Here is a 7,171-nt window from a genome sequence, read left to right as displayed (position 1 = left end):
TCATAGCATGATCCTGATTTTACTGAAAATCAAGCATCTTCAATGATCACAGGTATAGATAGGTGGATGACCTAAGACCACTGCGTTAACTAAGACCAAAAATAAGACTTAGGATCTTTTTCTATTTCAGACAAAATAGCATCAAGATCCTTAGATTTAGGAAGGTAGGGATAAGGTCCCCAGTGAATGGAATCGGTGCTGACTTCGGCTTCAAGCGGCACCATAACCAGCCAACAAGTCAACGACTCATCAAAAGTAACGCAGGCGATTTCGTTTGTATAATCACTATGGGATGAGTCGAGCAAATAGTGGGCCTGAGAGAACAAGACACCACCCTCACACTCTTCATATAAGGATTTACCTAGCTCGACAGGTAAACTGCGATTTCGAGAAGTACAGAGCTTTTCAGCCCCAATTAAAAGCCGGTTAAGTTCTATATGAATGACGGACATAACACCCCTTCTAATTTAATAGAAATTTCAATCAGTCTCTAATTAGCTTAGGACTCAACAAACACTTTAGCGAACAAGGGCAAATAAAATACCAACCGCGCTCTCATATCCGCTCTTCTTTCGTAAAGCCGTCCCTCACTCATGAACCAACGTTAGCGGTATTGGTTTAAAGATTCCGGACACTAAATCACGAATATGAATTTTCACAAAAGTGTCATATAACCGACCTATCATATGCGACAAATGTTATTAACTAGGAGTTGTTTATGTTACGAGTCGCGCTTGCCTCTCTTTTATCCTTAGCCCTTTCTTCTCATGCTGCTTATGCACAAGAAACCAATATTTCGGGCTCCACTTCTGTTGCTCGAGTGATGGATGTATTAGCAGAGGAGTACAACAAGACTCATCCTGATAATTACATTGCAGTTCAGGGCATAGGCTCTACAGCTGGCATTACCATGGTGAATAAAGGTGTCGCTGACGTGGGTATGAGCTCACGTTACTTAACCAACCGTGAACAGAGCGAAGAGTTACAGGTATTCCCAATAGCCTTTGACGGCCTAGCAGTCGTAACCAATCGTTCGAATGCCGTGAATAACATCACTCGTGAACAGCTATTCGATATCTACAAAGGTAAGGTAACGAATTGGAAGGAAGTGGGTGGTGCCGACCAACCTATCGCGGTCGTAACTCGTGAAGCTTCTTCTGGTTCACGCTACAGCTTCGAAAGCTTGCTTGGTTTAACGAAAATCATTAATGACCGTCGAGTGTCTGACATCAATCCAAATAACTTGGTTGTAAACAGCAACAGCATGGTAAAAACAATCGTTAACCATAACCCACACGCTATTGGCTTTATCTCTGTTGGCTCTGTCGATCGTTCGATTAAGGCAATCACATTTGAAGGCGTTGAGCCAACATCAAAGAACATTGCGAACCACAGCTATGAACTGGCTCGTCCGTTTTTGTTGCTACACAAAACAGATGCAGTTTCGGATGAAAGCAAAGATTTCATTAAGTTCGTGAAGTCAAAGCAAGGGCAAGATCTTATCGAAGAATACGGCTATACACGCATTAAGTAGCAAAGAGCTATTGAGCTATTGAGCTATTAGTTATGTTAGTAATGCTGTGATGTCTATTTGATATGACACAAACAAAAAAGAGAGAGCATTTAGCTCTCTCTTTTTTTGGAATCTATAATCTTCGTCTAAGAATAATTTCTCTTAAAAGCAAAGTATTAAAAGTGAAGTTGAATCACCGACACTATCACTGCACCAGGGCGACGAACCCCTTCGATTTCTACGCGGATTTCTCGCTCAATCTCTAAACCCTTTTTGATTGGCGTTACTTTTGTCAACGTGCTCTTAGCGCGAACGTTACTGCCAGACTTAACAGGGTAAGGAAAACGAACTTGGTTAAGACCAATGTTCACAACCATTTTAGCTGTTGGGAATTGAGATTTGTCTGGATCAACACTGTCAGTCAATCTTGGAAGAAGAGACAAGGTCAAAAAGCCATGTGCGATAGTCGTTTTGAAAGGTGAATCCGTTTCTGCCTTAGAAGGCTCAGTATGGATCCACTGCATGTCTTCAGTCACTAAACCAAACTGGTTAATGCGCTCTTGACTTACATTAATCCAATCGCCAGTATGAATAACTTCACCGATCTGCTGATTAAGCTCATTCAACACAAGTTGTGCTTCAGGCTTAATTTCGATCGGCTTCTCGATCGGCATAACTGGTGCATCTTCATTAACTGCAGGTTCGTGGTGATCACGAACCCATGCGAAGAAATGACTATTTTGCGTGCGGTTCAGGAAGTCGCCCCAATACTCTCTAAGAGCTGGAGACATCCATTGCATAAACTCAGAGTGTTGCGAAGAAACGCTATCGCCTCGGTGTTTAAATAAATCAATGACCTTCATAAGAACCTCAGTGCATAAAAATTTCAATATAACGTGTTAATTTTGAAACACTTCACACTATTGTGCAAATGTTTTCGAGCGTACAAACGTTAGCTGAACCACCACTTCCAGTTAAATATCAACAACTTAAAAATAAAACATCATTTTATTAGACACCTAAGTTTAGAGTGTTAACTCCATCACATAATAAACATCTGATTATATAAACTACTTTTTTATTCACGTTCGGAATAAGAAAAAGGCTTAGCATCACACTAAGCCTTATTTTTCGTAAGAGAATGGTTTTTATAAGGAAACGATTTTTACCAAAAAATTGTCCCTATGAGTAAAAAGTTCCTTTACTCATCATCGAGTGGAATCAACTTAGTATTACCACCGTGTGCTTTTTCCCGCTTACGTTGCACGAATGCATAGAAGCCTGGGATTAGGAACGTACCCGCTAACAACACACATAACAGACCACCGATCAGGGAAATACCCAACGAGTTCTGGCTCACGTGACCAGCACCCGCTGCGAAGATAAGCGGGAAGATACCTAAGATGAACGACCAAGAGGTCATGTTCACAGCACGGAAACGCAGCGTACCGCCCTTCACTGCCGCATCTTCGATTGATGCATCTTTCTCTTCACGCTCAACTTTCGCGAACTCCACAATCAAAATTGCATTCTTCGCGGCCAAGGCTATCAAGAGAACCAAACCAATTTGCGCATAGAGATTCAGCGGTGTGCCTGTCAGGTTCAGCGCCAAGAAAGAACCTAAGGTTGCAACCGGTACCACTAAGATAATCGCTATAGGGATTGTCCAACTCTCGTACTGCGCCACCATGAACAGATAGATGAAGATCAGAGCCAGTGCAAAAGCAAAGATTGCTTGGTTACCTGCTAGTACTTCTTGGTAAGCCATGCCTGTCCATTCGTACTGATAGCCTTGAGGCAGCACGTCAGCTGCGACGCGTTCCATCGCTGCAATTGCATCACCACTTGAGTAACCCGGCGCAGGTTGGCCTTGGATTACTGCACTGCGGTACATGTTGTAACGCCATGCTACATCTGGTTCAAAGATCTGGTCGTAAGTCACCAATGTGCTTAACGGGATCATCTCGCCATTAGACGAACGCACGTGGAATCGTTGGAGATCATCCATGCTGCTACGGTGTTCACTGTCAGCTTGCATGGTCACGCGGAAGTTCTTACCAAACATGGTGAAATCATTCACGTACAGTGAACCAAGATTACCTTGTAGCGTTTGGAATATTTCCGACAACGGAATGCCTAATTGCTGAGCTTTCTCACGGTCGATATCGACATAGTAGTGAGGAACGTTGGCACGGAAAGTACTGAACGTGTGTGCAATCTCAGGCTGTTTGTTCGCCTCCGCAATCACGTCATTCATTACCATCGCCAGATCAGTTCGGCTACGGCCTAATGTATCTTCAAGAACAAATTCGAAACCAGAAGCAGCACCCATACCCGGAACGGCTGGAGGTCCCATCGCAAATACAATCGCCTGAGGCAGTTCAGTGGCTGCTCGACCATTAATACGTTGCGAGATAGCTTGTGCGGAATGTTGACCATCCAGTGCGTTACGCATATCCCAATCATGCAGCTTTATAAATAGCGACGCGCCATTCGAAGCAGAAGCGCCCGTCATGAATGCGTAGCCGTTAACCAGTGTCACACCATCAACGCCCGGCTCTTGCTCAACCATCTCTAACAATTGCTTTGTCACATCTTCTGTACGAGACAGTGATGCTGCGTCAGGAAGTTGCACGTTAACCAGCAAGATACCTTTATCTTCTTGAGGTACAAACGCCGTAGACGTGGTTTTCGCAAAGTAAGTTACTGCTGCTAGCGCGACTACAAAGAAGGTAAATAGCAAAACGCCCTTTTTCACAAGGAAGCCTGCAATTTGACCGTATTTGTTGGTTACAGATTCAAGACCACGGTTAAACGCTTGATACCAACGTGCTGTGTTACCACCACCCTGTTTAAGAACCAATGAACACAATGCCGGAGACAAGGTCAGTGCGTTAATTGACGAGATAACAACCGCGATACAGATAGTCAGAGCAAACTGGCGATACATGATGCCTGTAATACCCGGAAGCATCGCTACAGGGATAAACACGGCGAGTAGTACCAACGTAGATGTCACAATTGGACCCGTTACTTCTTTCATCGCGATCAATGTTGCTTTACGCGGTGAGATCGTTGGGTCTTTGGCCATCGTGGTATCTACGTTCTCGATAACCAAGATCGCATCATCTACTACGATACCAATCGCCAATATCAAACCAAACAGGGTTACTGTGTTGATGGTAAAGCCTGTCATCTGCATGATCGCAAAAGTACCAATCAAAGATACCGGAATCGCAACCACCGGAATCAAGGTCGCACGCGCACTACCTAAGAACAGATACGTTACCGCGATAACCAGTAAGATCGCTTCAATTAGCGTTTTTACTACACCTTTGATCGACTCTGCAACGAAGAGTGTGGTGTCATAACTCGCCTCATAAGCAACGCCTTCAGGGAAGTTTTTGCTTAGATTGTCTAGCATCGCCATTACTGCTTTACCACTTTCCAGCGCGTTAGCGTCTGACTGAAGTGACAGCGTTACGATTGAAGCATCTTGACCACGGTATTTACCATTACCATCGTAGAACTTTTTACCCAGCTCAACACGTGCAATGTCTTTTAGGTAAACCGTTGAGCCGTCTTGATTTGCACGAAGCACAACATTTTCAAACTCATCAGCCGTTTCTAGTCGGCCTTTTGTTACCAAGTTGAACTGCACTTCTTGCGCGTCGTTATAAGGCGCGGCTCCGATACGGCCTGCAGCGACTTGAACGTTCTGCTCCGCCAACGCGCGATTCACGTCAGAGGTGGTTATATTCAGGTTAGCCATTTTCTCAGGGTCTAGCCAAACACGCATCGCGTATTCACCACCACCCAAAACGTTAACTTCACTAATGCCCTTTACACGAGCCAATTGGTCTTTAATGTTCAAGTTCACGTAGTTGATAAGGAATTGGTCGTTGTACTCTCCGTTCGGCGAGTAGAAGTTCAATACCATCAATAGGTCAGGTGAACGCTTCTTGACCGTTACACCCACCATTCTTACTTCTTGTGGAAGTTTCGATTCGATCTGAGCAACGCGGTTCTGAACGTTGACCTGAGCCATATCTGCATCAGTACCGACATCAAAGGTTACGTTAAGGTTATATGAACCATCGTTAGCACTTTTAGAAGACATGTAGATCATATCTTCTACGCCATTCACCGATGTCTCTATGGGGTCGGCTATCGCCTGTTCTACTACTTCAGCACTTGCACCTGTGTAGTATGCTGACACGCTAACAGAAGGTGGGCTAATTTTTGGATATTCAGCTACTGGTAAGATAGCGAGAGAAATCGCACCTGCCAGCGTTAATATAATGGATATTACAAGGGCAAACTTAGGCCTTTGAATAAAGAAACGACTCAACATAAATAGCCCCCTTACTCAGCTTGTTCAGCAGAAGCTTGAATACGAACAGACATACCATTACGTACACGCTGTAAGCCTTGAGTGATAACTGCGTCGTTCTTCTCTAAACCAAAATGAACGATCACACCACCTTCAACTTGTCGCCCCATCTCAATGTTTCTGCGCTCAGCAACTGGTGCAGTTTCACCTTCAACCAATAGCATCACAAAGTCACTTTCTAAATCGGTTTGAACCGCGCGGCGTGGGATAGTCACAACATCAATCGATTGTTTCTCACGTAGATCCACACGAACGTGTTGACCTGGCAGTAATCGCTGATTCGGGTTATCAGCAATGGCGCGCATCGCGATCGTACCAGTATTGAGGTTGATACGGTTACCCAAGAAATCAAGCTGACCTAGATGTTCGAACGCTTCACCATTCTCAAGCATGATCTGAACTTCAACACCTGCAGAATCGCTGCTGCCGTCGCCTTCGATGCGATCCATACCCAGCTCAATACGCTCACGCTCGCTGATACTGAACGATGCGTGGATTGGATCTAGGCTAACCAACGTAGTTAATACACCTGAAGACGGTGAAACCAAGTCACCCGTGCTCACTTTGGTGTCACTGATTCGTCCAGAGAAAGGCGCAATAATTTTGGTATGAGAAAGCTGGACATTCGCTGCATTGAGCTGAGCTTGACTTGCTTCAAGCTGTGCCTGAGAACCCAATAAGTTTGCTGTCAATGCATCAAATTCCGATTGAGAAATACTACCCTTAGGGAGAAGATTCTTACCTCGGTTGAAATCAAGCTCGGCTTTTTTAAGGTTCGCGTTCGCTTGAGCAACAGACGCTTTTGCGCTTGCTACTTCAGCTTCAAATGAAGAGGGTTCAATGGAGTACAGCAATTGGCCCTTTTCGACCATTTGACCTTCATTGAAATGACGGCTCTGTAGATAGCCAGAAACCTGCGCTGTGATAGCCGTATCTTCAACGGCTTCAATACGACCGATGTACGACTTACTTTGCTGGTGAGAAACAACGCTAACATCCTGTACAGCTACGAGAGGTAGAGGCGCTTGCTTGGCATTTTGAGCATCTTGCCCACATCCAGCAAGAATAAGAGAGCTTGCAAGAGCCGTAAGGATCAACTTTTTACGCATGGTTATACCGTCACTTGTTAGTATTTGAACAGTATAAAATTTACGTAACACACCCGTTACTATTGTCCGAGGAATATCAATTATAACGAACCAAAGTGTATCAATATGTTAATTGAAACTAAGTGCTTATAAAGTAATTACAAACGCGTTACAATT

5 protein-coding genes are annotated in these 7,171 nt (G+C 44.3%); 1 reads left to right on the top strand and 4 read right to left on the bottom strand.

Going from position 1 to position 7,171, the window contains the following annotated elements; genetic code table 11:
• Positions 1–89: 89 nt before the first annotated feature.
• Positions 90–452, bottom strand: coding sequence for a DUF3024 domain-containing protein (locus tag ED652_RS20415; RefSeq protein ID WP_122055993.1), 363 nt, complete (start codon positions 450–452; stop codon positions 90–92).
• Between the two features lie 266 nt (positions 453–718).
• Here ED652_RS20415 and ED652_RS20410 point away from each other — a divergent pair, with 266 nt between their 5' ends.
• The gene (locus ED652_RS20410) at positions 719–1,534 is read left to right on the top strand and encodes a phosphate ABC transporter substrate-binding protein (RefSeq protein WP_065104576.1); all 816 of its coding nucleotides are present in this window, start codon (positions 719–721) and stop codon (positions 1,532–1,534) included.
• Between the two features lie 155 nt (positions 1,535–1,689).
• Here ED652_RS20410 and ED652_RS20405 read toward each other — a convergent pair whose 3' ends face one another.
• The 3 genes from ED652_RS20405 to ED652_RS20395 all read right to left on the bottom strand — a co-directional run bounded on the left by ED652_RS20405 (position 1,690) and on the right by ED652_RS20395 (position 7,015).
• Entirely contained in the window at positions 1,690–2,376 is a 687-nt protein-coding gene (locus tag ED652_RS20405; protein WP_122055992.1) for a MaoC family dehydratase, read from the bottom strand.
• 338 nt (positions 2,377–2,714) lie between these two features.
• On the bottom strand, positions 2,715–5,867 hold the full coding sequence (locus tag ED652_RS20400) for an efflux RND transporter permease subunit (protein WP_122055991.1): 3,153 nt from the start codon (positions 5,865–5,867) through the stop codon (positions 2,715–2,717).
• 11 nt (positions 5,868–5,878) lie between these two features.
• Positions 5,879–7,015, bottom strand: coding sequence for an efflux RND transporter periplasmic adaptor subunit (locus ED652_RS20395; RefSeq protein ID WP_122055990.1), 1,137 nt, complete (start codon positions 7,013–7,015; stop codon positions 5,879–5,881).
• Between the last annotated feature and the right edge of the window lie 156 nt (positions 7,016–7,171).

Source organism: Vibrio sp. Evd11, from assembly GCF_900382755.1.
GTDB lineage: Bacteria > Pseudomonadota > Gammaproteobacteria > Enterobacterales > Vibrionaceae > Vibrio > Vibrio lentus.
This window is presented reverse-complemented; position numbering and strand designations above follow the sequence as displayed.